21 protein-coding genes and 1 riboswitch are annotated in these 24654 nt (G+C 63.6%); of the genes, 16 read left to right on the top strand and 5 right to left on the bottom strand.

All coding sequences use genetic code 11. The features are described 5' to 3' along the window. Nucleotides 1-63 precede the first annotated feature (63 nt). A riboswitch (FMN riboswitch) is annotated at nucleotides 64-327 on the top strand. Between the two features lie 88 nt (nucleotides 328-415). Then, nucleotides 416-889, top strand: a complete 474-nt coding sequence (locus CO664_RS05045; protein ID WP_097538063.1) for a 6,7-dimethyl-8-ribityllumazine synthase — start codon at nucleotides 416-418, stop codon at nucleotides 887-889. An 86-nt stretch (nucleotides 890-975) separates the two neighbouring features. Here CO664_RS05045 and CO664_RS05040 read toward each other — a convergent pair whose 3' ends face one another. After that, on the bottom strand, nucleotides 976-1779 hold the full coding sequence (locus CO664_RS05040; RefSeq protein WP_037415312.1) for a LuxR C-terminal-related transcriptional regulator: 804 nt from the start codon (nucleotides 1777-1779) through the stop codon (nucleotides 976-978). Between the two features lie 202 nt (nucleotides 1780-1981). Between CO664_RS05040 and CO664_RS05035 the strand changes: the two genes are divergently transcribed. The 5 genes from CO664_RS05035 to CO664_RS05015 all read left to right on the top strand — a co-directional run bounded on the left by CO664_RS05035 (nucleotide 1982) and on the right by CO664_RS05015 (nucleotide 6869). Continuing rightward, nucleotides 1982-3058 (top strand): ABC transporter ATP-binding protein, encoded by a 1077-nt coding sequence (locus CO664_RS05035; protein ID WP_097538062.1) that lies wholly within the window; start codon nucleotides 1982-1984, stop codon nucleotides 3056-3058. Nucleotides 3059-3110: 52 nt separating this feature from the next. Beyond that, a complete protein-coding gene (locus CO664_RS05030; protein WP_097538061.1) occupies nucleotides 3111-4271 on the top strand; it encodes a spermidine/putrescine ABC transporter substrate-binding protein in 1161 nt (386 codons plus the stop codon). 147 nt (nucleotides 4272-4418) lie between these two features. Further along, entirely contained in the window at nucleotides 4419-5285 is an 867-nt protein-coding gene (locus CO664_RS05025; RefSeq protein ID WP_095678045.1) for an ABC transporter permease, read from the top strand. Further along, nucleotides 5285-6103, top strand: coding sequence for an ABC transporter permease (locus CO664_RS05020; RefSeq protein WP_037415291.1), 819 nt, complete (start codon nucleotides 5285-5287; stop codon nucleotides 6101-6103). Before CO664_RS05025 ends, CO664_RS05020 begins: the two co-directional genes overlap by 1 nt. A 4-nt stretch (nucleotides 6104-6107) precedes the next feature. Continuing rightward, nucleotides 6108-6869, top strand: coding sequence for an SDR family oxidoreductase (locus CO664_RS05015; protein ID WP_097538060.1), 762 nt, complete (start codon nucleotides 6108-6110; stop codon nucleotides 6867-6869). A 50-nt stretch (nucleotides 6870-6919) separates the two neighbouring features. On the opposite strand, the gene CO664_RS05010 is transcribed toward CO664_RS05015, so the two are convergent. Together CO664_RS05010 and CO664_RS05005 are read right to left on the bottom strand one after the other, a co-directional pair. Then, entirely contained in the window at nucleotides 6920-7246 is a 327-nt protein-coding gene (locus tag CO664_RS05010; RefSeq protein WP_097525303.1) for a TfoX/Sxy family protein, read from the bottom strand. A 124-nt stretch (nucleotides 7247-7370) separates the two neighbouring features. Further along, complete coding sequence (locus CO664_RS05005; RefSeq protein ID WP_097538059.1) at nucleotides 7371-8342, bottom strand: GlxA family transcriptional regulator; 972 nt, start codon at nucleotides 8340-8342, stop codon at nucleotides 7371-7373. Nucleotides 8343-8451: 109 nt separating this feature from the next. On the opposite strand from CO664_RS05005, the gene CO664_RS05000 reads away from it, so the two are divergent. From CO664_RS05000 to CO664_RS04950, 10 genes are all read left to right on the top strand, one after another. Continuing rightward, on the top strand, nucleotides 8452-9354 hold the full coding sequence (locus CO664_RS05000) for a 3-keto-5-aminohexanoate cleavage protein (RefSeq protein WP_097538058.1): 903 nt from the start codon (nucleotides 8452-8454) through the stop codon (nucleotides 9352-9354). A gap of 231 nt (nucleotides 9355-9585) precedes the next feature. Further along, nucleotides 9586-11076: a carnitine 3-dehydrogenase gene (locus CO664_RS04995; RefSeq protein ID WP_097525301.1), complete on the top strand. Its 1491-nt coding sequence runs from the start codon at nucleotides 9586-9588 to the stop codon at nucleotides 11074-11076. Nucleotides 11077-11320: 244 nt separating this feature from the next. Continuing rightward, nucleotides 11321-12481, top strand: a complete 1161-nt coding sequence (locus CO664_RS04990; RefSeq protein WP_097538057.1) for an acyl-CoA dehydrogenase family protein — start codon at nucleotides 11321-11323, stop codon at nucleotides 12479-12481. A 279-nt stretch (nucleotides 12482-12760) separates the two neighbouring features. Then, entirely contained in the window at nucleotides 12761-14824 is a 2064-nt protein-coding gene (locus CO664_RS04980; protein ID WP_097538056.1) for an acetate--CoA ligase family protein, read from the top strand. Between the two features lie 5 nt (nucleotides 14825-14829). After that, nucleotides 14830-15612, top strand: coding sequence for a carnitinyl-CoA dehydratase (locus CO664_RS04975; RefSeq protein WP_037415264.1), 783 nt, complete (start codon nucleotides 14830-14832; stop codon nucleotides 15610-15612). Between the two features lie 211 nt (nucleotides 15613-15823). Continuing rightward, entirely contained in the window at nucleotides 15824-17413 is a 1590-nt protein-coding gene (locus CO664_RS04970) for an ABC transporter substrate-binding protein (protein WP_037415261.1), read from the top strand. A gap of 2 nt (nucleotides 17414-17415) precedes the next feature. Continuing rightward, nucleotides 17416-18528: an ABC transporter permease gene (locus CO664_RS04965; RefSeq protein ID WP_037415259.1), complete on the top strand. Its 1113-nt coding sequence runs from the start codon at nucleotides 17416-17418 to the stop codon at nucleotides 18526-18528. Further along, nucleotides 18525-19352: an ABC transporter permease gene (locus CO664_RS04960; protein ID WP_097538055.1), complete on the top strand. Its 828-nt coding sequence runs from the start codon at nucleotides 18525-18527 to the stop codon at nucleotides 19350-19352. The genes CO664_RS04965 and CO664_RS04960 overlap by 4 nt, the downstream gene beginning before the upstream one ends. Beyond that, nucleotides 19345-20976 carry an ABC transporter ATP-binding protein gene (locus CO664_RS04955; protein ID WP_097538054.1) on the top strand — a complete coding sequence of 544 codons (1632 nt, stop codon included), beginning with the start codon at nucleotides 19345-19347 and terminating at the stop codon, nucleotides 20974-20976. Before CO664_RS04960 ends, CO664_RS04955 begins: the two co-directional genes overlap by 8 nt. A gap of 86 nt (nucleotides 20977-21062) precedes the next feature. After that, complete coding sequence (locus CO664_RS04950) at nucleotides 21063-23060, top strand: CocE/NonD family hydrolase (RefSeq protein ID WP_097538053.1); 1998 nt, start codon at nucleotides 21063-21065, stop codon at nucleotides 23058-23060. Between the two features lie 175 nt (nucleotides 23061-23235). Here the strand turns inward: CO664_RS04950 and CO664_RS04945 are convergent, their stop codons facing one another. Both CO664_RS04945 and CO664_RS04940 read right to left on the bottom strand, forming a co-directional pair. Continuing rightward, entirely contained in the window at nucleotides 23236-23649 is a 414-nt protein-coding gene (locus CO664_RS04945) for an ACT domain-containing protein (RefSeq protein WP_097525294.1), read from the bottom strand. Beyond that, the gene (locus CO664_RS04940; RefSeq protein ID WP_097538052.1) at nucleotides 23646-24581 is read right to left on the bottom strand and encodes an alpha/beta hydrolase; all 936 of its coding nucleotides are present in this window, start codon (nucleotides 24579-24581) and stop codon (nucleotides 23646-23648) included. The genes CO664_RS04945 and CO664_RS04940 overlap by 4 nt, the downstream gene beginning before the upstream one ends. Nucleotides 24582-24654: the final 73 nt, after the last annotated feature.

Here is a 24654-nt window from a genome sequence, read left to right as displayed (position 1 = left end):
GTGATTTCTCGCATTTTCGTCGGAGCCTGCGTTTGACGGGCGCTGCTCTCCGTATATAGTCGCACGCGTTCTCAGGGCGGGGTGAAATTCCCCACCGGCGGTAGCGATCGGCGGACCAGCGGTCTAATGATCGAAGCCCGCGAGCGCTTCAGGCAATGCAGCTCCGCGCGTCCATGGACGCGCAAAGGTCGCTGTAGCACTTTGAGTTGCTGCATGATTCTGTCCTTAAATCGATCTCGATTTAAGGAACTGTGCAGTGTCTGAAGGTCAGCAGATCCGGTCAGATTCCGGAGCCGACGGTCACAGTCCGGATGGAAGAGAGCAAGCAGTGCGAACCCTTTGCGGGGTTGTCGTGCATGCATGTTCGCCCGACGGGATCATTGGAACAAACGCCAACCCTGAAAGGCTTGAGACCATGACCATTCTTTCCCACCCCTCCACCAAGATCGCGATCGTCCGTGCCCGCTGGCACGCCGACATCGTCGACCAGTGCGTCGACGCCTTCGTCGCCCAGTGGTCGAAGCTCGGCGGCAACGCGGCCGACATCGAGATCTTCGACGTGCCGGGAGCGCTGGAAATTCCGCTGCATACGCAGAAGCTCGCCAAGACCGGACGCTATTCGGCGATCCTCGGCACCGCCTTCGTCGTCAACGGCGGCATCTATCGCCACGACTTCGTCGCCGGAATCGTGCTGGACGGCATGATGCGCGTCCAGCTCGACACGGACGTGCCGGTGCTCTCCGCAGTGTTGACGCCGCACAACTTCCAGGAAAGCGAGCCGCTGATCGCCTTCTTCCGCGACCATTTCGTCGTCAAGGGCGAAGAAGCTGCGAATGCCTGCGCACAAATTCTCGACGCGCGCGCCAAGTTGGCGCTGGTCAACGCCTGACGGACTACAAATCGACGCAAAGGAGAGGGCGCAGCCGGCTGGCGCGCCCTTTTTTGCCTCGCCAATAATGCGGCTACCGACAGGTGTCAGTGGCCGAGATTCTTGATGTAGAGCGACAGCAGCTGCGTTTGCGAGGAAATTCCGAGCTTGCGATAAACGTTGCGCCGATGGACTTTGACGGTCCCGGTCGAGATGCCGAGCCTTAATCCGATCGACTCCGATGAATGCCCCTGCAGGACCAGTTCGATGATTGCCGCTTCTCGATCGGTGAGGTTGAGATGTTGCCAGACCCCGTCCGCGGGCGGATGCAAAGCCTTGCGGCGGCTGCGGCCGGTTTTCGCGAGCGCCGCGTCGAATCGGTGGTCGAGGTCGGCCCAATGATGGCGAGCGAGTGCGGCCACCAAGGGCTCGGCCCTCTTGAGCAGGGCAAACTCGGCGGCGCCGAAAGGGCCGGTCGCCTCCCGCCGCATCAGCGATAGCACGACGGTGACCTGTTCGCTGATCGGAACGAAGAAACCCACCTCCTCCGCAAGCCCGGTCTGCACATAATAGGTGCGGTAATATTCGCTGGAGAAAAAGCGATCGGGCGCCAACTCCCGCATCCGCCACACGCCAGGTCGGGGCGCACAGGCGGCATGATAGAAGGGATCGAGCAGGTATGGACCCGCCTGGTAGAGGCTCACGAAGAGCACATGGTCCTTGGCATCGAAAGTACTGTAGAGATCAAGCGGACGCTCCTTGCCACGATAGGCGAAGACGACGACATAGTCGAAGGCTATCAGGCTCGACATCAGCCGGCGGAACGCAGTGCCGACGGCCTCGTCGCCCATCGCCGAACCATTCATCAACGGCGCCAGGGCCTGGAAAAGCTTCTCGAAGTCGACGCCCAAACCGCCCTCCCCAGTCCCCTGCGCTGCCACTTGGACGGCTTAACCAGGGTATACTCCTTTCACAAGCAAATTCCGGCGGGAATACCTCTCTCGGGGTATATACCGACGCGGCTTCCGGTGACTAGGCTGTCAGCAATGACGGTGGGAACAGGAGGCGCAAGGACCGCGTCCAATTCCTATAATAGCGCCGCAGGGAACAGACGTGACATCCGATTCAAACGACATCGAATTCCGTTCGGTCGCCAAACGCTATGGCAGCGTGACGGCGGTGTCGGATATCAGCCTCGGGGTGCCCAAGGGGGCTTTCGTCGCGCTGCTCGGCCCGTCCGGCTGCGGCAAGACCACCTGCCTGCGAATGATCGGCGGCTTCGAACAGCCAAGCGCGGGGATGGTCTGTATCGGTGGCCAGCCTATGAACGGCGTGCCGGCCTATCGGCGCCCGGTCAATATGGTCTTCCAGCAATACGCGCTGTTCCCCCATCTTGATGTCGAGCAGAACGTCGCCTACGGGCTGAAGCAAATGCGCCCGCGCATTGCGGCGGCCGAAATCAGCCGCCGCGCCCGGGAGGCGCTGGAGATGGTCCGTCTTGCCGGCTTCGGCAAGCGCCGCATTCACGAGATGTCGGGCGGACAGCAACAGCGCGTGGCGCTTGCCCGCGCCATCGTCAACAAGCCGAAGGTGTTGCTCCTCGATGAGCCTCTTGCCGCGCTCGACAAGAAGCTGCGCACAGCGATGCAGATCGAACTCCAGAGCCTCCAGCGCGAGCTCGGCATCACCTTCATGCTCGTCACGCACGACCAGGAAGAAGCGCTGTCGATGAGCGATCTCGTCTGCGTTATGAATGCCGGGCGAGTGGTCCAGATCGGACCGCCGCAGGAAATCTACGATCGCCCGGCGAATCTTTTTGTCGCCGATTTCGTCGGCAAGACCAATCGCATCGAAGCGACGGTCGAGCCCGGCGCGAATGCGGTGCGGCTGGCAAATGGCGTCGGTTTGGCAAAGCCCGCGCGTGCCAATGGAACCGCGGGTGCGGCCATGGTGGCGCTCCGTCCGGAATCGATAAGCCTTGTGCGTGACGATACCGCCACGCTGCATGGCACGGTGACCCACCGCATCTTCCTCGGCTCATCGGTCGAATACTCCGTCGAGGTTGACGGGCTTGGCGATTTTCTGGTGACCGCCGACCGCCGCAGCCTGGATGAGTCCGACCTCGCAGAACCTGGAGAAAGGATCGGACTCCGCTTCGATCCGAACGCAATGCATGTCTTTCCGGCCTGAACGGGCCGACGCTCTGCCATCAAATGCATGCCAACGACAAGGGAACAGCATCATGACCAAGTGGTACAGAGAGAATGCCCCGATCACCGCGGAAAAGCTTGCGGACGAGCTGATGCGCCTGAAACGCGGTTCGGTGACCCGCCGCCATTTTCTCGGCGTCACCGGCCTCGGGCTTGCCACTGCCGTCCTGGCGCGCGCGCCCGGCCTCTTCAACGCGACGGCTTTTGCCGAAGACCTCGGCACGCAGATGTCGCTCGCGACCTGGCCGAACTATCATGATCCCGCCACCTTCGAAGCCTTCAGGGCCGCGACTGGCGTCGCCGTAGAAGTCAACGTTTTCGGCTCGAACGAGGAAATGCTTGCGAAGCTGCAGGCAGGCGGCACCGGTTGGGACCTCTTCGTCCCGACCAATTACACGATTTCGACCTATGCAAAGCTCGGCCTCATCGATGAGCTCGACCTGTCGAAGCTCCCGAACTACGACGCCTCGACGGAAAACGCCCGCTTCACCAATGAAGGCGTCATCGACGGCAAGACCTATGCGGTGCCGAAGAACTGGGGCACGACCGGCATTGCCGTGAACAGCGACAAGATCAAAAAGCCGGTTACGAGCTGGAAGGAGTTCTTCGAGGTGGCGATGGCCGAGGCCGATGGTCGCGCCATGGTGCATGACTACCAGCTCACCACCATCGGCAACGCACTCGTCTCGCTTGGATTTTCCTTTAACTCAATCAAGCCGGAGGAACTCGCCAAGGCCGAGGAGCTGCTGATCAAGGTCAAGCCGCATCTCTACGCGATCAACAGCGACTACCAGCCGGCGATGCGGGCGACGGACGCCTGGATGACAATGTGCTGGACCAATGACGGCGCCCAGCTCAATCGCGACATGCCGGAAATCCAATTCGTGCTCGGCAAGGATGGCGGCGAAATCTGGTCGGATTTCTACGCGATCCCGAAGAGTGCGGCCAATAAGCCCGCCGGCTATGCGCTGCTCAACTATCTGATGATGCCCGAAAACGCCGTCAAGGAGCACATCGCCAACGGCGCGCCGACGACCGACAGCCGCGTCTTGAAGTTGCTGCCACCGGAGGTGACGTCGAACAAGATCGTCTATCCGGACGAGGCGGCGCTGACGCCGCTCGAATTCGGCGCCGCGGTGACGCTGACAGATCCCGGTCGCGCCGAACTGATGGCCCGCTTCAAGTCGGCGTGAGGTCGAAAGTTCGCCCCTCACCCTAGCCTTCCCCGCCAGCGGGAGAGGGGGCGGGCGCCGCGGGTTCCCTCTCCCCGTTCGAATGGGAGAAGGTGGCCGGCGGGCTGGATGAGGGCCCAGTTCAATACACGTTTCAACGGACTGACCATGCGTGCGGCAAAGAACACGAAGAGGAACCTGGTGACGGCGGCGCTGGTAGCGCCGGCGGCGGCGTGGCTTTGTGTCTTTCTCGTTCTCCCCTTCATCGCCATGCTCGTCTTCGCTTTCGGCGAGCGGGCGCCGGAAGGCGGCTATCAGGCGGCTTTCACCTTCGCCCAGTTCGCAAACCTGCCGACGCGCGCCGCAGCCTTCTGGAACACGCTGATGCTTGCGCCAGCCGGCGCTCTGCTCTGCCTTCTGGTGGCCTATCCTGTCGCCTACTACCTCGCCGTCAGGGCAAACCCGCGCTATCGCCTGATCCTCGTATCGCTGGTCGTCGTGCCGTTCTGGACGAGCCTTCTGGTGCGCACCTATGCCTGGATGTACATCCTCGGCTCGCGCGGCATTCCCAATCTGCTCGCGATGATCGGCATCGAGGACGTGCGCATGCTCAACACGCCCGGCGCCGTGCTGCTCGGTATCGTCTACGGCTACCTGCCGCTGATGATCATGCCGATCTATGTGAGCCTCGAGAAACTCGACCGGCGGCTTCTTGAGGCTTCCGCCGATCTTGGCGCCAAGCCGGTTTCCAGCTTCCTCGGCGTCACCCTGCCGCTATCGCTCCCGGGCGTCATGACCGGCATCGCGCTGGTGACGATCCTGCTCCTCGGCGAATATCTGATCCCCCAGCTTCTCGGCGGCGGCAAGGTCTTCTTCATCGGCAACGCGCTGGTCGATCTCTTCCTGCAATCACGCAACTGGCCCTTCGGCTCGGCGATCGCCGTCACGCTGGTTGCCGTCGTCGTCGTCGTGCTCATGGTGGCGATGCGCATCGCCTGGAAGGTCGCCGGAACAAGACAGGTAGATCTCGTCTGATGCGTGCCCTCGTCTCCTCCGTCTATCTCTTCCTCTATGCGCCGATCGCGCTCGTCGTTCTGTTCTCCTTCAATGCGGGGCGCAATGCGAGCGAGTTCACCGGCTTCTCCGCTGCCTGGTACGGCAAGGCTCTCAGCAACACCTTCCTGGTTTCAGCACTGCAGAACAGCCTAATGATCGCCTTCACGAGCGCTGCGCTTGCGGCGGTCTTCGGGACCATGGCGGCGCTTGGCATGGAGCGCCTCGGGCCGCGCATGCGAGCCTTCTTCGATGCCCTCTTCGCCGCTGCCATCGTCGTTCCGGGTGTCGTCATCGGAATCGCCACGCTCGTGGCGCTGGTCGCCGTCTTCTCCTTCGTTAATCCAGCGCTCGCGACGATCTGGCCGGGCGATCACCCGCCACAACTCGGTCTTGGCTACGGCTCTATCATCGCCGCCCATGGGCTGTTCTCGATGGCACTCGTCGCCATGATCGTGAAGGCGCGGATCGCCAGTCTCGGCCGTGACATCGTCGAGGCGTCCAGCGATCTCTACGCGACGCCGCTCACCACCTTCCGACTGATTGTGCTGCCGCAGATCCTTCCCTCGATTCTTGCCGGCTTCCTGCTCGCCTTCACCTTCTCCTTCGACGATTTCATCATCGCCTTCTTCGTCGCAGGCTCGAAGACCACCTTGCCTATCTATGTCTTCGCCTCGATCCGTCGCGGCGTGACGCCGGAGATCAATGCGATCGCAACCTTGGTTCTCGTCGCGTCGCTTCTCCTGATCCTGACTGCGCGCGTGCTGATGCGCGAGACGAAAAGCAAATCCGGGGAGTGAAACCATGATCCTGAAAGACCGGATCGCGATCGTGACCGGCGGCGGCTCCGGAATCGGTCAGGCGGGTGCCGCCATCATGGCGCGCGAAGGCGCCCATGTGGTGGTCGTCGACCGTAGCGCGAAGGCTTCGGAAGAGACCGTGACATCGATCGCCGCCAAGGGCGGCAGCGCCGAACCTCTAGCGATCGACGTCACCGACGACGGAGCGCTGTCGAACGGCATTGCCGACGTCCTTCGACGGCATGGCCGCATCGATATTCTGCACAACCATGCCGGCGCCCAGGTGGCCGGCGACCTGGAACATGTCGAGGTGGCGGGTTTCGATCGCTCGTGGAACCTGAACGTTCGCGCGCACTTCATGGCGGCTCGCCTCGTCGTGCCGTCGATGAGGGCGGCGGGGCGCGGCGTGATCGTCAACACCTCGTCCTCTTCCGGCGTCCTCTACGACCGTGAGATGATCGCCTACACCACGACAAAGCACGCCGTCATCGCCATGACGCGGCAGATGGCCGGCGACTACGCGAAACATGGGGTGCGAATAAACGCACTCTGCCCCGGCTGGGTCGACACGCCGTTCAACGAACCTTTCATCAAGCAGATGGGCGGTCGGAAGGCAATCGAGGCCTATATCCGCGAGAAGGTGCCGCTCGGACGGTGGGCAAGCGTCGACGAGATCGCCGAAGCGATCCTCTTCCTTGTCTCCGACCGTTCCTCTTATATGACCGGCCAGGTCCTTGTGGTCGACGGCGGCGAGACAGTCGTCTGAGCTACTGGCATCCTGCTCCGGTAGCAGATGAGAAGAAACTGCGCGAGCTTTCACTTCGGTGGCAGCGAGAGCACGTAGCCGAGCGCCGCATCGAGCAGGCGCTTGCGCAGCGCGTCGTCGCCATAGGCCTCGGCGCCGGCACGCACCCATCCATGCATCCTCCGCTCGCCCATCACCATCTGGGCGACGCCGGGCAGCGCCAGCGCCCAGTCATCACTGCCCTTGCCGAGCCGCACCAGCATCCCGTCATCGCGTGCGCCGCAGACGAGATTGCCGTTCACGAGAAAAGCCAGGCCGCCGAACATCGGTTTCTCGGAAAGCCCCGGCCGGTCGCCGAGTTCTTGCCTTACCAATTCCTCCAGTCCCGTGTCGCGCATGGGTCGTCTTCCTCCTTCTTGTGCCGCAGGGCGGCGCGTGCCTGAATCACCTTCCCACGAGCCGGCGATAGATCGCTGATTCGATTCAAACGCCCCTGCTGAATCGCCCTTTGAAGTGATTCAATCAACTCTTGAGCTTCAGCCGCCGGCGTGTCTCGCTCGGGCTCTCGCGATAGTGTGCGCGATAGCTTCGCGAAAACGACGACGACGAGTTGAAGCCGGAAATTGCCGCGATGTCGGCGAACTCCATCCGCGTCTCGATCACCTTGCGGCGCGCCGCATTGAGCCGCAGCGCCAGATAGTGTTCGTGCGGCGCCACGCCCATGGTGTCCTTGAAGAGGTCCTGCAGGTGGCGGGCGCTGACGCCGACCCGGCGCGCGAGCCGTGCAAGCGTCAACGGCGCCTCGACCGTCTCCTCCATCAGCTTGACCGCCGCACCGACCCGCTCGTCAAGGATGCGCATATTGCCGATTGCCGGCACCTGTAAGAGGTCGCCGCGCGTGCGCTCCTGCTCGTAGATGAAGAGACGCGAGACTTCGAGCGCCAGCGAATAGCCGTGCGCGCGGCGGATCAATTCCAACATCAGGTCGAGCGTGGGCAGCGAGCCGCCGGTGGTGATGCGCTTGCCATCGATGACGAAGCGCTCCCGAACCATCGTCACCTGCGGATAGGCGCTGGCGAAATCCTCGAAGTCTTCCCAGTGAGTCGTGGCGGAAAAATCGTCGAGCAGGCTCGTCTCCGCCAGAAGCCAGGACCCCGATTCGATGCCGGCCATCGCCTCCCGGTGCCGGGCCGTCTGCGACAGCAGCATCTTGAGCTGTGAGGTAGCGCTGCGCCGCCAGTTGTAGCTCGACAGCACGAAGAGCGGCGCCGTTTCGCGTTGCGGCCGGAAGGGGCCGGACACCGGAATCGGGATGCCGCTTTTCGTCTCGATCGCCTCGCCGTCCGGGCTGAACATTGTCCAGCTGTAGAGCGTTCGCCCGACGATGCGGTTGGCGGCGCGCAGCGGCTCGATAACCGAGGCGACCAGAATGAGATTGGTCTCCGGCAGGATCAGCAAATCGATATGCTGCGCCTGCGAAACACTGCCGTCCATCGCGAAACTTCCCCCGGCTGTCTCCGAGAATGTATAGGATCGTTCCACTTTTGGAAAGCAGCCTCGCCGTTTCTGGCTCGTAATGGGTCCAACGAAAAGGGAGACAGCCATGCCGCTCAGCATGAACCGCGAGGTTTTCGTCACCTGCGCCGTCACCGGCTCCGGAGACACCGTTTCGAAATCCAGCCATGTTCCGATCACGCCGAAACAGATCGCCGAAGCGGCAGTCGAAGCGGCCAAGGCGGGTGCCGCGATCGTCCATTGCCATGTCCGCGACCCGGAGACCGGCGCGCCGGCCCGCCGCCTCGACCTCTACAGGGAAGTGACCGACCGCATTCGCTCCGCCGATATCGACGTCGTTCTCAACCTGACCGCCGGCATGGGCGGAGACCTGATCTTCGGCAATGTCGAAAGCCCTCTCCCGCTCAACGAGAAAGGCACCGACATGGCCGGCGCCACCGAGCGCGTCGCCCATGTCGCCGAATGTCTGCCGGAGATCTGCACGCTCGACTGCGGCACGATGAACTTCTCGCTCGGCGACTACGTGATGACCAACACGCCGTCTATGCTGCGCGAGATGGCGCGCCAGATGACCGCACTCGGCGTGCGTCCCGAGATCGAGGCCTTCGACACCGGCCATCTCTGGTTCGCCAAACAGCTCGTCGAGGAAGGTCTGATCGAGGATCCGGTGCTGATCCAGCTCTGCATGGGCATTCCCTGGGGCGCACCCGACGACCTCAACACCTTCATGGCGATGGTCAACAACGTGCCGGCGAACTGGACCTTCTCGGCCTTCTCGATCGGCCGCAACGCGCTCGCATATCCGGCGGCGGCGATCCTTGCCGGCGGCAATGTCCGCGTCGGACTGGAGGACAACCTCTATGTCGGCAAGGGCCAGCTCGCGACCAACGGCCAGCTCGTCGAAAAGGCGGTGTCGGTGATCGAGGGCATGGGGGCGAAGATCATCGGGCCCAAGGAGGTTCGCGAGAAGCTGAAGCTGACGAAGAGATAAGACCCCTCCCAACCCTCCCCACAAGGGGAGGGCTCGACATGCGTCGGCGCCGAACTCCGAACGAAGCGCATGTTTCCGCGGAGATGTTCGCAAGAAGGCCGGCCCCCGGCGCGGTTAGTCGCCGGAGAGAGGGCCGCAGAGGATCCGGAGCCACCCACCCCTCCCCCTTGTGGGGAGGGTGGCCCAAAGGGCCGGGAGGGGCTCCCACGGAACGATTTGGATGGAGAGGCAATGACCATCATCACCAAGGCCGCCTGCGTTGGCGGCGGCGTCATCGGCGGGGCCTGGGCGGCGCGTTTCGCGCTCGCCGGCATCGACGTCAACATTTTCGATCCGCATCCAGAAGCCGAGCGCATCATCGGCGAGGTCATGGCCAATGCAGAGCGCGCCTATGGCATGCTAACCATGGCGCCGCTGCCGCCGCGCGGCAATCTCACCTTCTGCAAGAGCATTGAGGAAGCCGTCCACGATGTTGACTGGATTCAGGAAAGCGTGCCCGAACGGCTGCCGCTGAAGCGCGGCGTCATCACCGAGATCGACGCAGCCGCCCGCCCCGACGCGTTGATCGGCTCGTCGACCTCGGGCCTGCTGCCGTCCGACCTCCAGGCCGAGATGAAGCATCCCGAGCGCATGTTCGTCGCCCACCCTTATAACCCGGTCTACCTGCTGCCACTGGTCGAGCTCGTCGGCGGCAGGAAGACATCCCCCGAGACGATCAGGCGCGCCGAGGAAGCCGTCGCAGAGATCGGCATGAAGGGCGTCGTCATCGCCAAGGAGATCGAGGCCTTCGTCGGCGACCGCCTGCTCGAAGCGCTCTGGCGCGAAGCGCTCTGGCTGATCCAGGACGACATCTGCGATACCGAGACGCTCGATAATGTCATGCGCTATTCCTTCGGCATGCGCTGGGCGCAGATGGGTCTCTTCGAGACCTATCGCATCGCCGGCGGCGAAGCCGGCATGCGCCACTTCCTCGCCCAGTTCGGCCCCTGCCTCAAATGGCCCTGGACGAAGTTCACTGATGTCGTCGATCTCGACGACGCGCTGGTCGAGAAGATCGGCGCGCAGTCCGACGCCCAGGCCGCCGGCCGCTCGATCCGCGAACTGGAACGCATCCGCGACGAAAACCTCGTTGGCATCATGCAGGCGCTGAAAGCCGGCAATGGCGGTGAAGGCTGGGGTGCCGGCAAGCTGCTCGCCGATTTCGAGGCGCGCCTCTGGGCAAAGGGCGGCAATCAATCGAAGTCTTATGACGCCTCCGGCCCGCTGCGCCTCGTCGAAACCAAGGTCAACGCCGCCTGGGTCGACTATAACGGCCACATGACCGAGCACCGCTATCTGCAGCTCTTCGGCGATACGTCGGATGCGCTGCTGCGATTGATCGGCGTCGACTTCGCCTATGTCGAGGCCGGCCACAGCTACTACACGGTGGAGACCCATATCCGCCATCTCGGTGAGGCGAAGCTTGGCCAGGCGCTCTATACGACCCTGCAAATTCTCGCCTCCGACGAAAAGCGCATCCACTTCTTCACGCGGATCCACGATGCCGCCTCGGACGACGTGATCGCCACCGCCGAGCAGATAATGCTGCATGTCGATGCCAAGGCCGGCAAGTCGGCGCCGGCGCCGGCCGATGTGCTGGCGAAGCTGAAGCCGATCGCGGAAGGGCATGCGAGGCTTGAGGTGCCGGGGGGCGCCGGGCGGCATGTGGGGCAGAAGCGGTAAAGGTGATGAGAGCGGACGATTGCCCCTCATCCGCCTGCCGGCACCTTCTCCCGGTTCTGACGGGGAGAAGGGACATGCCGCAACGGCCTGCTTTTTGCTGGCGGAGGATGCTGGTAGCCAAAGTCCCCTCTCCCCGCATGCGGGGAGAGGGTTAGGGTGAGGGGCAAAGCCGCACCCGGGAAGCCTGCGGATCGATGGGGAGATCGGCCGGATGACAGGCGGACTAAAATGACGAGGGAGAACAATGAATTTCGCACTGACCGAAGAACAGCAGATGATCGTCGACACGGTCCGCGGCTTCGTCGAGACCGAGATCTATCCGCATGAAAACGAGGTCGAGCGTACCGGCACCGTACCGCGCGAGCTCGGCCAGGAGATCGCCCGCAAATGCAAGGAGCTCGGCTTCTTCGCCTGCAATTTTCCCGAAGAGGTCGGCGGCGCCGGTCTTGATCACCTCACCTTCACGCTCGTCGAGCGCGAGCTCGGCCGCGGCTCGATGGGCCTTACCGTCTTCTTTGGCCGCCCCTCCGGCATCCTGATGGCCTGCAACGAGGAACAGCGCCAGCGCTATCTGCTGCCCGCCGTGCGCGGCGACAAGTTCGATGCGCTTGCGATGACCGAGCCGGATGCGGGCTCCGATGTGCGCGGCATGAAATGCTTCGCCCGGCAGGACGGCGACGAGTGGATCGTGAATGGCACCAAGCACTTCATCAGCCATGCCGACATCGCCGATTTTGTCATCGTCTTCATCGCCACCGGCGAGGAGCAGACGCCGCGCGGGCCGAAGAAGAAGATCACCTGCTTCCTCGTCGACCGCGGCACGCCCGGTTTCGAAATCCGCGACGGTTACAATTCCGTTTCACATCGCGGCTACAAGAACTGCATCCTCACTTTCGACGACTGCCGCCTGCCCTCCTCCCAGATTCTCGGCGAACTCCACAAGGGCTTCGATCTCGCCAATGACTGGCTCTATGCCACCCGTCTGACGGTTGCCGCCACCTCCGTCGGCCGGGCCCGCCGCGCCTTCGACTACGCGCGCTCCTACGCCGCCGAGCGCAAGCAGTTCGGCAAGCCGATCGGCGCCAATCAGGGCGTCTCCTTTAAGCTCGCCGACATGATAACCGAGATCGATGCCGCGGACCTACTGACTTTGTCTGCCGCCTGGCGTCTCGACCAGGGCCTGCCGTCGAACCGCGAAATCGCCTCCGCCAAGGTTTTTGCGACGGAAATGCTTGCCCGCGTCACCGACGAGGCGATCCAGATCTATGGCGGCATGGGCCTGATGGACGACCTGCCGCTCGCCCGCTTCTGGCGCGACGCCCGCGTCGAGCGCATCTGGGACGGCACATCCGAAATTCAGCGGCACATTATCAGCCGCGATCTGCTGCGGCCGCTGGGGGCGTGAGGGAATGGTCGTCTTTCCGCAAGTCACCCCCCTCTGCCCTGCCGGGCATCTCCCCCACAAGGGGGGAGATCGGCAAGACGCGACCACCCCGTTTCTTTTTCAGACAACCGTCTGGGCGACCCGCCGCCCATTGATAGTCTTTAAGCACTCCTCGACGGCCACTGACTCGCGAAAACATTGCGCCGTACAATCTCCCCCCTTGCGGGGGAGATGCCCGGCAGGGCAGAGGGGGGTATTCCGCGGATCGCGCACCCTTGAGGCGTTCAACGAGGGCGCCGCATGACCACCTCTCCCCGCTCTCTCGATCGCCTCATCCGCCCGCAATCCATCGCCGTCTTCGGCGGCAAGGAAGCGCGGCGCGTCATCGAGCAATGCGACAGGATGGGCTTCGCCGGCAAGATCTGGCCGGTCCATCCGCGCGAGGATGAAATCCTCGGCCGCCGCTGCTACCGCTCCGTCGCCGACCTGCCGGAAGCGCCGGATGCTTCCTTCGTCGGCGTCAACCGGGCGCTCACCATAGAGATCATCCGCGATCTCGCGGCGCGTGGCGCCGGTGGCGCCGTCTGCTACGCCTCCGGTTTCCGCGAGGCGGCGAGCGAACTTGCCGATGGCAACGACCTCCAGGAGGCGCTGGTCGCGGCGGCCGACGACATGCCGATCGTCGGACCCAATTGTTACGGCTTCATCAACATGTTGGACGGCGCGCTGCTCTGGCCGGATCAGCACGGCATGCTCCGCGTCGAACGCGGCGTCGCGATCCTTACCCAATCCTCGAACATCGCCTGCAACATCTCGATGCAGAAGCGCGGCCTGCCGCTCGCCTATGTGATGACCGCCGGCAACCAGGCGCAGACCGGCCTTTCGGACATCGCCTGCGCCGTTCTCGAGGATCCGCGCGTCACCGCCGTCGGGCTGCATATCGAAGGCTTCGACAGCATCGAGGCCTTGGAACGGCTCGCACACCGCGCCCGCGAACTTCGTAAGCCGGTCGTGACGCTGAAGGTCGGCAAGTCGGAGGCCGCTCGTCTGGCAACGGTCTCCCACACCGCTTCGCTTGCCGGTAACGACCGCGTCTCTTCGGCGTTGCTTGCCCGCCTCGGCATCGGCCGCGTCGATACCCTGCCGGAGCTGCTCGAAACATTGAAGCTCCTGCATCTCCACGGCACCCTCCCCAGCGCCGACATTTCGTCGATGAGCTGCTCCGGCGGCGAAGCGTCGCTGATGGCGGATGCCGGCGTCCGGCGCAGGGTGAACTTCCGACCGCTCAAGGAGGAGCAGCGCCAGCCGCTCAGGGAAAGCCTCGGCGAGATGGTGACGATCGCCAATCCGCTCGACTACCACACCTTCGTCTGGGGCAACCGCGAAAAGCAGACCGCCGCCTTCACCGCCATGCTGCAGGGCGGCTACGCGCTGAACCTGGTCGTGCTCGATTTCCCCCGCCTCGACCGCTGCGATGCCGCCGACTGGGTAACGACCTGCGATGCGGTCATCGACTCCGCCAATGCGACGGGCGCCGTCGCCGGCATCGTCGCCAGCCTCGGCGAGAACATGCCGGAAGAAACGGCTCTCTCCCTGATGGCAGCCGGCGTCGTGCCCTTCTTCGGCTTGGACGAGGCCCTCGCGGCGGCCGAAACGGCCGCCGCGATCGGCACCGTCTGGGCAAATCCGGCGCCACCGCCGCTCGTCAAGATGGCAATGGGCGGCGGAGATCCCGAGACGTTGACGGAGGCCGAAGCAAAGGCGGAGCTCGCCGCGGCCGGCGTGTCGGTCCCGAACGGCAAGACCGCCCGGACGCCTAAAGAAGCGGCGGAAGTCGCCGAAACCCTTGGCTTCCCGGTCGCGCTCAAGGGCCTCGGTGTTGCCCACAAGACCGAAGCCGGTGCCGTCAGGCTCAATCTCGCAAAAAGGGAAGAGGTCGTCGCCGCCGCGGAAGGGATGGCCTCGGTCGCCTCCGGCTATCTGGTGGAGAAAATGATCGCCAAGCCGGTCGCCGAAGTGATCATCGGCGCTATGCGCGATCCCGTGGCCGGTCCGGTGCTGACCATTGGCGCCGGCGGCATTCTCGTGGAAATGCTCGATGATTCCGCGATCGTGACGCTACCCGCCACCGAAGAGATGATCGAAGCAGCGATCGACGGCCTGAAGGTCAGGAAACTGCTCGACGGCTACCGCGGCGGTCCGAAAGGCGATGTCGCAGCGCTGACAAGGACTGTCGCAGCCGCGGCATCCTATGTCGTTGCAAACGCTTCCAAACTCGAAGAACTCGATATCAATCCTATTATGGTATTGCCGGACGGCCATGGTGTTGTCGCCGCCGATGCCTTGATCCGCCGGAGGAAATGACGCCTATGACCGGACCGATCCTCACCCGCCGCGAAGGTGGCATTCTCGAAGTCACGATCGACCGGCCGAAGGCGAATGCCATCGACCTGAAGACCAGCCGGCTGATGGGTGAGATCTTCCGCGATTTCCGCGACGATCCGACGCTCCGGGTCGCTCTCGTCACCGGCGCCGGCGAAAAATTCTTCTGTCCCGGCTGGGACCTGAAGGCGGCGGCGGACGGCGATCCGGTCGACGGCGACTATGGTGTCGGCGGGTTCGGCGGCATGCAGGAGCTTCGCGACCTCAACAAGCCGATCATTGCCGCCGTCAACGGCATCTGCTGCGGCGGCGGGTTGGAGATCGCCCTTTCGACCGACCTCATCCTCGCCGCCGAACACGCGACCTTCGCGCTGCCGGAGATCCGCTCGGGCACCGTTGCCGACGCCGCCTCGATCAAGCTGCCGAAGCGTATCCCCTACCACATTGCCATGGACATGCTCCTGACCGGGCGCTGGCTCGAGGCCGCGGAGGCCCATCGCTGGGGCTTCGTCAACGAGATCCTGCCCGCAGGCCGGCTGATGGAGCGTGCCTGGGAACTGGCGCGCCTTCTCGAGAGCGGCCCGCCGCTCGTCTATGCGGCAATCAAGGAGGTCGTGCGCGAAGCCGAGGGCCGCGACTTCCAGACCACGATGAACAAGATCACCCGTCGCCAGCTCAAGACGGTCGACGTGCTCTATTCCAGCGAGGACCAACTGGAGGGCGCGCGCGCCTTCTCCGAAAAGCGCGATCCCATCTGGAAGGGGCGATAGCTTACCGGCGGAAGGAAATGATGATTTAGGACGTTACAAGCTTCGGCCGAGAGGATAGCCTTATGGTTGAAGCCCATAGCGCCCCCAGGTGAGGGAGGACGGAGGAAGGACATCAAGCGGAACAGTGCCTTGGGCCATCTCACGATGGCGATACGCAGTCTCTACCAACCACAATGAACGGCGAATGCCGGCAACGAAAGGGAACAGGGGAATGAGCGATTACAAGGATTATCTGACACGACAGATCATGCTGGGCAAAATGAACCGCCGCGAATTTCTCGGGCGCGCTGCCGCCCTCGGCATTGCCGCATCGACGGCCAACACGCTGTTTGCGGCGAGTGCCGCGGCGCAAGAGCCGAAGCGCGGCGGCCATCTGAAACTCGGTCTCGAAGGCGCGGCCGCAACCGATTCGAAAGACCCGGCAAAGGCACTCTCGCAATTTCTGTTCGTCGTCGTTCGGACCTGGGGCGATCTGCTGGTGGAGAGCCATCCGACGACCGGCGCGGCCGTACCGGCGCTTGCCGAGTCCTGGGAGCCTTCCGCCGACGCGGCCACTTGGACCTTCACGATCCGCAAGGGCGTCAAATTCCATGATGGCAAGGAACTGACGGTAGAGGACGTCGTCAAGACGCTGCAGCGACACACGGACGATAAGTCGGAGTCGGGCGCCCTTGGCGTGATGAAATCCATCAAGGAAATCAAGGCCGACGGCGGCAAGCTCGTGCTGACGCTGACGGAAGGCAACGCCGACCTGCCGCTGCTGCTTTCGGATTATCACCTCGTCATCCAACCGAACGGCGGCATGGACAACCCCGACGCCATGATCGGCACCGGCCCCTATAAAGTCGCCAGCTTCGAACCGGGCGTGCGCGCCACTTTCGAAAGGAACCAGGACGACTGGCGTACGGACAGAGGTTATGTGGATTCGATCGAACTGATCGCCATGAACGATGCGACTGCACGCATCGCGGCGCTCTCCTCGGGTCAGGTGCATTTCATCAACCGCGTCGATCCCAAGACAGTCAACCTCTTGAAGCGCGCGCCGACCGTCGAAATCCTCAACACGTCCGGCCGCGGCCATTACGTCTTCATCATGCATTGCAACACCGCGCCGTTCGACAACAACGACCTTCGGATGGCGCTGAAGCTGGCCATGGACCGCGAGACCATGGTCCAGCGCATCCTCGGCGGTTACGGCAAGATCGGCAACGACTTCCCGATCAACGACACCTATGCGCTCTTCCCGGAGGGTATCGAGCAGCGCGTCTATGATCCGGACAAGGCAGCCTTCCATTACAAGAAGTCCGGCCACAGCGGGCCGGTATTGCTGCGCACCTCCGACGTCGCCTTCCCAGGCGCGGTGGATGCGGCGGTCCTCTACCAGGAGAGTGCCAAGAAGGCCGGCATCGAGATCGAGGTCAAGCGCGAGCCCGGCGACGGCTACTGGACCAATGTCTGGAACGCCCAACCGTTCTGCACGTCGTATTGGGGCGGCCGTCCGACCCAGGATCAGATGTATTCGACGGCTTATCTGTCGAACGCCGACTGGAACGACACCCGCTTCCAGCGTGAGGACTTCGACAAGCTCCTGCTCGAAGCGCGTTCCGAACTGGACGAGGCCAAGCGCAAGGACATGTATCGTACCCTAGCGATGATGGTGCGGGACGAAGGTGGCGTTATCCTGCCGATGTTCAACGATTTCGTGAACGCATCGACTAAACAGGTGAAGGGCTACGTCCACGACATCGGCAACGACATGTCGAACGGCTATGTCGCAACCCGGGTCTGGCTGGACGCCTGACCATGGAGAGCGGACCGATCACTGGTCCGGTCCTGACCGATGGGGTCGCGGGTGAAACAGTCCCGCGCTCCGCCGATCTTTCCGGAGTGCCAGCAAAGCCCAACCCCGCCGCCGCCACGGGCGAGATCGGTGGATCGTTCTGGCGGCGTTTCGTGTTTCGCCGCCCTCTCGCGGCGCTGATCCTTCAGCGCCTCGGCCTCAGCGTCGGCCTGCTTTTTGCCGTGTCGCTGATGATTTTCGGCGGCATCGAGGCGCTGCCCGGCGATTTCGCCACCACCTATCTCGGCCAGTCGGCGACGCCGCAGGCCGTCGAGAACATCCGCAAGGATCTCGGCCTCGACCGGCCCTGGAGCGAGCGCTATCTGAACTGGCTCGGCGGCGCGGTGAAGGGCGATTTCGGCACCTCCTGGGCGAGCAAGAATTCGGTCAGCGAGCAGATCGGCAATAGGCTCGGCAATTCGCTCTTCCTCGCCTTTTTCGCGGCTCTCATCTCCGTGCCGCTCGCCGTCGGTCTCGGCATGCTCGCGGTGCAGTTCCGCAATCGACTGCCGGACAAGATCATCAATGTGATATCGCTGGCGGCGATATCGCTGCCGGAATTCTTCATCGGCTATCTGCTGATCATGTTCTTCGCGGTCCAACTGGGGGTCGCCACATTCCCGGCGACGGTCTATGACAGCATGACCTTCAGCGAACGGCTCTCGGCGATCGCCCTGCCCGTCGCAACCCTCGTGCTCGTCGTTCTCGCCCACATGATGCGCATGACGCGGGCGGCGATCCTCAACGTCATGTCCTCGGCCTATGTCGAGACCGCCGAGCTCAAGGGTCTCGGCACTTTCCGCATCATCGCCCGCCATGCGGCACCCAACGCCGTGGCACCAGTCATCAACGTCATCGCGCTGAACCTCGCCTATCTGGTCGTCGGCGTCGTCGTCGTCGAGGTCGTCTTCGTCTATCCCGGCATGGGGCAGTACATGGTGGACGCGGTGACGGTGCGCGACATGCCCGTCGTGCAGGCCTGCGGGCTGATCTTCGCGGCCTTCTATATCTTCCTCAACATGGCGGCCGACATCCTCGCCATTCTCGCCAACCCGAGACTGAGGCACCCGCGATGAATTTCAGATCTATCCCCATCAGCGCCTGGATCGGCATCGCCGGCATTGCGCTGGCAATTGTCTGCGCGCTCTTTGCCCCCCTTCTTGCCCCCTTCGGCGAACGCGACGTTGTCGGCGAGATCTGGATGCCGGCCGGCGGCGATTTCCTGCTCGGCACCGACAATCTCGGACGCGACCTGCTGTCGCGTCTGATCTATGGCGCCCGCACCACCATCTTTGTGGCGCTGGCGGCGACCCTGATCTCCTTCGCACTCGGCATGATCCTGAGCTTCACGGCGGCCGTCACCGGCGGCTTCGTCGACCAGCTGTTCTCGCGCTTCAACGACCTGATGATGGCAGTCCCGACGCTGATCTTCGCCCTCGTCGTGCTCGCGGTCCTGCCGCAGCATCTCTGGATCCTGATCCTGGTAATGGCGGTGCTCGATTCCACCCGCGTCTTCCGCATCGGCCGCGCCGTCGCTCTCGACGTCGCGGTGATGGAATTCGTCGAGGCGGCCAGGCTTCGCGGGGAGGGCTCGCTGTGGATCATCTTCCGGGAAATCCTGCCGAACACGCTGTCGCCGCTCTTGGCCGAATTCGGCCTGCGCTTCGCCTTCTCGATCCTGTTCCTCTCCACCCTCTCCTTCCTGGGTCTCGGCATTCAGCCGCCGGCTGCCGACTGGGGCGGCATGGTCAAGGACAACAAGGACGGGATCATCTTCGGCATCTCGGCCGCTCTCGTGCCGGGCGCCGCGATCGCAACGCTCGCCATCTGCGTCAACCTCGTCGTCGACTGGCTGATGAAGCGCACCTCGAGCCTGAAAGGAGGGCGCGGCGATGCCTGATCTGCTTTCCGTCAAGAACCTGAAGATCGAGGCGACAAGCTATCCGCCGGGCGAGCCGCCGAAGGTGGTGACGCTCGTCGAGGGCGTCTCCTTCAATCTCGAAAAGGGCAAGGTGCTGGGCCTCATCGGAGAGTCCGGCGCCGGCAAATCGACGATCGGCCTTTCGGCGCTTGCCTATGGCCGCGGCGGCGTGCGGATCACCGGCGGCGAGGTGCTGCTCAATGGCCGCGATATCCTGAAGCTCGACCGCAGCGGCATCAATTCGGTTCGCGGATGCCATGTCTGCTATGTCGCTCAATCCGCCGCGGCTGCCTTCAACCCGGCGCACAAGCTCGGCGACCAGGTGATCGAGGCGTCGCTCCGCCACGGCATCATGTCGAAAGAGGACGCGAAGAAACGCGCACTCTATCTTTTCCGGGTGCTGGGACTTCCCAATCCCGAGAGTTTCGGCGAGCGCTACCCGCATCAGGTGTCGGGCGGACAATTGCAGCGCGCCATGACCGCCATGGCCCTCTGCCCCAATCCGGAACTGATCGTCTTCGACGAGCCGACGACGGCGCTCGACGTGACGACCCAGATCGACGTTCTCGCGGCGATCAAGCACGCCATCGAAGAGACCCATACGGCGGCGCTCTATATCACCCACGATCTCGCCGTGGTCGCCCAAATCTCCGACGACATCATGGTGCTCCGCCACGGCAAGACCGTCGAATACGGCACGACCAAGCAGGTGATCGAGGCGCCGAAGGAGGACTATACGAGAGCGCTCGTCAGCGTCCGGCAGGCAAAACGCGACGAAGCTCCGGACCAGACCGGCACGCTGCTCAAGATCGAGCATGTCCATGCCGCTTACGGCAACGGCTTTAAGGTGCTGCACGACGTCTCGATGCACCTGTCGAAGGGCCAGACGCTGGCGATCGTCGGCGAATCCGGCTCAGGCAAATCCACCCTCGCCCGCGTCATCACCGGGCTGTTGCCGCCGACGGAGGGCCGCATCACCTTCGACGGCAAGGAACTGCCGAAGGCGCTGAAGGGCCGCAGGAACGAGGAACTGCGCCGTATCCAGATGATCTACCAGATGGCGGACACGGCCATGAATCCGCGCCAGACGGTGCGCGACATCGTCGGCCGGCCGCTCTCCTTCTATTTCGGCATGCACGGTGCGAAGAAGACCGAGCGCGTCGGGGAACTGCTCGATCAGATCGAGATGGGCTCACGCTTCCTCGATCGCTACCCGGCCGAACTCTCCGGTGGCCAGAAGCAACGCGTCGCGATTGCCCGGGCGCTCGCCGCCAGGCCGGAGCTCATCCTCTGCGACGAGCCGACCTCGGCGCTCGACCCGCTGGTCGCCGAAGGCATCCTGAATCTGCTTATGAAGCTTCAGGAGGAAACCGCTGTTTCCTATCTGTTTATCACCCACGACATCGCCATCGTCCGGGCGATCGCCGACAGCGTGGCCGTGATGCATCGCGGCCGGCTGGTGCGCTTCGGACCGAAGTCGAAGGTGCTCTCGGCGCCCTTCGACGACTACACCGACCTCCTCCTGAAGTCGGTGCCGGAAATGGAAATCGGCTGGCTCGAACGGGTGCTTAAGACCAGACGCATGGAGAGTGCGGGGAATTGACCCGGAGAGCGGGGCGCCTCCGTCCCGCACACTCACTCCGATCCGCTGTAGATCGCTCACGCGCAGAAAATCGGGAGAATATAAACGTGTCCGATCGCAACTTCACCGTCATCGAAAACGAATGGATCACCCTCAAGGACGGGACCCGGCTGGCGGCGCGCATCTGGATGCCGGAGGGAACCGAGCAGAATCCGGTCCCGGCGGTGCTCGAATACCTGCCCTATCGCAAGCGCGACGGCACCTGCGCCCGCGACGAATCCACCTATCCGGTCTTCGCCGCGGCCGGCATTGCCGGCGTTCGCGTCGACATCCGCGGCTGCGGCGAATCCGAAGGGGTGATCGACGGCGAATATACGCCGCGCGAACTCTCCGACGGCTGCGAGATCATCGAATGGATCGCGACGCAGCCCTGGTCAAACGGCAAGGTCGGCATGATGGGCATCTCCTGGGGCGGCTTCAACTGCCTGCAGGTGGCCGCTCTGAAACCGCCGGCGCTCAAGGCCGTTATCTCGATCGCCTCGACCGTCGACCGCTACAATGACGACATCCACTACAAGAACGGCTGCCATCTTTCGGCGCAGCTTTCCTGGGCCGCGACCATGCTCGCCTACCAGTCGCGCTCGCCCGATCCGGAGCTCGTCGGCGAGCGCTGGAAGGAAATGTGGCTGGAGCGGCTGGAGAACGAGCCCTTCTTCCTGGAGGAATGGCTCGAGCACCAGCGCCGCGACGATTTTTGGCGCCACGGCTCCATAGCCGAGGATTTCGAAGGCTTCCCGGTACCCGCTCTCGTGATCGCCGGCTGGGCCGACGGCTACCGCAATACGCCGATCAAGGCGATCGAGGGGCTCGGCGACAGGGCCAAGGCGCTGATCGGACCATGGGTTCACAAATACCCGCATTTCGCCTGGCCGAAGCCGCGGGCGGATTTTCACAGCGAGGCGATCCGCTGGTGGAACCGCTGGCTGCGGGATGAGAGAAACGGTGCCGAAAGGCTACCGCAGATCCGCGCCTATATTCTCGATGGCCCGAAGCCGGCGCTGAGACGCAACGAAGATCCCGGCCGCTGGATTGCCAAGGACGTCTGGAACACCCCCGACGCGCGCAGCTTCACGGTATCGAGCGACGGCAGCCTCGTGACCGGGGCCGCTGCCAAGAAGGGGATCGGCGACATCTATCTCCGCTCGCCGCTCGATACCGGCACGGCCGCCGGCGAATATTTCACCTTGAAGCCGGATGCCGAGATGGCCGGCGACCAGCGTATCGACGATGCGGGTTCCCTCACCTTCGATAGCCATCCCCTGCTCGAAGCGGAGGACTACCTCGGAGAACCGGCCCTCACTCTGGAGGTCGCCTGCAGCGCGGAGACGGCCAATCTTGTCGCCCGTCTCGTCGACATTCATCCGGACGGCACGGCAACCCGCGTCGCCTTCGGCGTCCTCAACCTGGCCCACCGCAACGGCAACGCAAAGCCGATGCCGATGCAAAAGAACCACAAGACACGCATCACGCTGGTGCTCGATGCCTGCGGCTATCGCTTTCGCGCGGGTCATCGCATCCGGCTGTCGCTCTCGACATCCTACTGGCCGATGATCCTGCCGCCGCCCACCGATCCCGGCCTGACGATCGATACCGCGAGCCTCTCGCTGTCGCTGCCGCTCCTCGGCGAGCACCGCGAGATCGTCGTGCCGCAGCCGACCAATCCCAACCCTCTACCCACCTATATCGAGCATTCGCCGGCGCAAACCCGCCGCAGCGTTGAGCGCGATATGGCCAAGGGTGTAACGCATAATCTGATCTACGAAGACACCGGCCTCGTCGAACACCCCGATACCGGCAACGCCACGCGTGACATCCGCGACGAGGTTTGGTCGATCGCCCCCAGTGATCCGCATTCGATGACCGGCCTCTCGACCTGGACCTGCATCGCCAGGCGCGGCGAGCAGTCGCTGAAGACCGTTTCGACCTCCCGGCTCGGCTGCACGGAAAGCGAGTGGGTCACATCGGCCAAGGTCGAGGCTTTCGAGGGCGAAGAGAAGATCTTCGAGAAGATCTTCGAGAAGCGGATTAAGCGGGATTTCATGTAAGGGACCGCTGAGCGCATGCGGCCATCATCCTGCTGCCGCGACTTTCTCCCCGCACGCGAAGAGAAGGGACTCGCAGATCGCTCGACCACCATTCCGCGCCTGTGAAGATGGAAAGTGCGGCGCCCGCGACGGTGTCTCCTCCCCCGTCGCGACCGGGCTCGGGTGAGGGGCAAAGTCACTGAATTCCGTTGGTCTCGCGGCTCAATTCCTGCAACGCCTCCAGCGCCCGCTCCGCATCCGCCGCCGGCACGAAGATGTGGTCGTGATAATACGCGGCCACGACATTGGCACTGATGCCGGCCCGAGTGAGTGCCGCTGAAACAGCCGCCGTCAAACCCACCGCCTCAAGTGCGGAATGAACGCTGAGCGTTATCTGTCGCAGCACCGGGCCGTAGGAAAGTCTGGCCGCATCGGCCTTCGAGCGTTCGAGTATCAGCGTCAACCCCTCCACCTCGCGGAAGGTGCCGATCGGTTCAAGGGCAAACCAGAACGCGGCATCGCCCTCGACCGTGCAGTAGACATACTCGCCTTCGCCCAGGATCGGGTTCATCCCGCCGAGCAGGTGCCGCAGATCGGTGTCTCCGCTCATGGTTGCCTCAGAGGGGCCCCAACCAGCCGTGCCACACCACGAACCAGATGGTCAAACCCTTCGCGGGCGCCTGGACTCATGTGCCGTGCCCGGAGCCAGGCATGGATCATCTGCGGCTCTTCGCGATAGGTGACGTCCACGCCTGCCTGCGCAAGGCGCACCGCATAGCCTCGCGCATCGTCCCGCAAGGGATCGAAGTGCGCCCCGGTGATATAGGTGGGCGGCAGATCGAACAGTTCGGCCGCTTTCAACGGGTAGGCGAACACATCGTCGGCCGGGGCCTTCAGTACCTCGCGATAATAGGCCACGTCGGTCGTCGACAGGCCCGGCGCCTCCGCCATCTCGGCACAGGAACCGCTAACGAGATCGCCGCCGAGGCCGGGATAGACCAGCGCCTGGCCGATAATGCCGGATAGCCCTCTGGCCCTCGCCTTGAGCACGATGCCCGCAACCAGATTGCCGCCGGCGCTGTCGCCGACAGCGACGAGCGGCCGACCATCGGCAAGCAGGCTTTCGAGCACGGCGGAACAGTCATCGAAAGCCGCCGGCCAGACATGCTCCGGCGCGAGCCGATAGTCCACCGAAATCAGCTCAGCCCGCACTCCATGCGCAAGCTCGGCACAGATCGCATCATGGCTCTCGAGCGAGCCGACGACAAAGCCGCCACCATGGATATAGAGCACGCGCACCGCGGTCGCGACCTCCGCCGGCCGATAGTGCCGGATCGGAATCCGCCTGGCTACAAGCGCATCGCGCCTTGTCAGCCCCTCCGGCGACGGCGCGTCGAACTCCGCACACAGAGCGTCGTACCATTGTCGCTGTTGTGAGATCGAAGCGGTCACGGCATCGGCCGGGTAGAACGCCTCACAGCGCTCGTGGAATGCCAGGATTTCGCGCTCCGTCGGCATCGGTCTTGATCGTCTCGAATCCATCCTGCGCTCCCTTGAGCCCACCTTAGCACCGGCCTGCCGCCATGCACGACCAGCTGCGCCAAATCGTGGCGCT

Origin of the sequence: Sinorhizobium sp. NG07B, from assembly GCF_002532005.1 — a bacterium.
Lineage (GTDB): Bacteria > Pseudomonadota > Alphaproteobacteria > Rhizobiales > Rhizobiaceae > Sinorhizobium > Sinorhizobium fredii_C.
This window is presented reverse-complemented; position numbering and strand designations above follow the sequence as displayed.